1 protein-coding gene is annotated in these 1,445 nt (G+C 54.9%); it reads left to right on the top strand.

All coding sequences use genetic code 11. The annotated features are described in order from the left end of the window. Positions 1-110: 110 nt before the first annotated feature. Positions 111-1,382: a methylaspartate ammonia-lyase gene (locus NKI41_RS33020; RefSeq protein WP_352687229.1), complete on the top strand. Its 1,272-nt coding sequence runs from the start codon at positions 111-113 to the stop codon at positions 1,380-1,382. The last annotated feature ends 63 nt before the right edge of the window (positions 1,383-1,445 follow it).

Raw genomic sequence — 1,445 nt, 5'->3', positions numbered from 1 at the left:
TGACTTAGTCGACCTGTTGCAAGCGTCCTTTGAGCGAGGCCAACCAGGCATGTCGCAGGGCGGTGCTATGCAATGTCAAACCATCAACGCTGAAGCGTTAGGAGAGTAAAATGCAGAACAAAGTGGTAATCGAAAATGTTATATTCGCGGCCGGGGATGGCGCGTCTTTCTACGACGATCAGGAGGCGATCCGGAGAGGAGTAAAGAAGGATGGTTACTTATACACTGGCACGCCTATAACAAAGGGATTCTCAAAAATCAGGCAGCCGGCGGCCGCCCTGGGGATCGGACTTGCCCTGTCTGACAAGCAAATCGTGTGGGGCGACATGATGAGCGTCCAGTACGCCGGCGCAGCCGGTCGAGATCCGCTGTTTGACGTGGCTCAGATTGAGGGACTGGTTCGCCAGTATGTGGTCCCCCACCTCATCGGCATCAATCCAAGTAACTTCAAGGCCGCCTGTGACGAAGCGCTTGGCGTTAACGGCGGCGGTGGGTTGCCTGTTTCGGTAGAGTACGGGGTCAGTCAGGCGTTGCTGGAGGCAGCCGCATACGTGCAGCGCGTGACCATGGCCGAGGTCATTGCATCGGAGTTGCACCTTCCAACTCCGATGAAGCGCGTTCCGATTTACTGTCAGACCGGCGATGAGCGTGAAATTAATGTCGACAAGATGATTTTGAAGTCCGTGGACATACTCCCCCACGGCCTGACAAATTCGGCTGAGCGGTTCGGAAGGCGCGGGGAGGTGTTTAGAGAGTACGTACGGTGGGTCGTCGACAGGATCCGGAAGGTTGGAGAGCCCACCTATCACCCGGGCCTTCACTTTGACGTCTATGGCTGGGTAGGCTTGGAATTTGGCCTCGAACCGAAGAAGATTGCCGAGTTCATTGCGCAGGCGGCGGATGATGCCGATGGATTTGACATTAATATTGAATGTCCTGCTGATTTTGGGTCGACAGAGGCTCAAATAGATGGTTACCGCGATATCGTCAGAGAGATGACGAGAATTGGAACAAGAGCCCGTATCGTCGCCGATGAATACTGTAATACACTTGAGGATATCCGACGGTTTGCCGAGGCTGGGTCAGCTCACCTGATACAAATCAAAATGCCAGACGTTGGGCCCCTGTTGGATACTGCTAAGGCCGTCGTTGTGTGCAAGGACAATGGCGTTGGTGCGTATGTCGGTGGAAGTGCGTCGGAAACCGACGTTTCGGCCAGGATTTCTGTACATATCGCGATGGCCACCCAGGCGGACATGATGCTGGCAAAGCCCGGAATGGGCGTTGACGAGGCCGTAACAATCGTAAGGAACGAGCAACATAGGCTCTTGGCCACCCTTGCGAGCAGAAACGTCAGTCCCAAGACCGCGCGGCCCGCCTGATCCTATGGTGATATTCAAATCAGACCATTCGCGGAATGGATTGGTCGCGAAAGCGAGAGCCTG

The sequence above is a fragment of the Mesorhizobium sp. M0601 genome (assembly GCF_040320845.1).
Taxonomy (GTDB): domain Bacteria; phylum Pseudomonadota; class Alphaproteobacteria; order Rhizobiales; family Rhizobiaceae; genus Mesorhizobium.
This window is presented reverse-complemented; position numbering and strand designations above follow the sequence as displayed.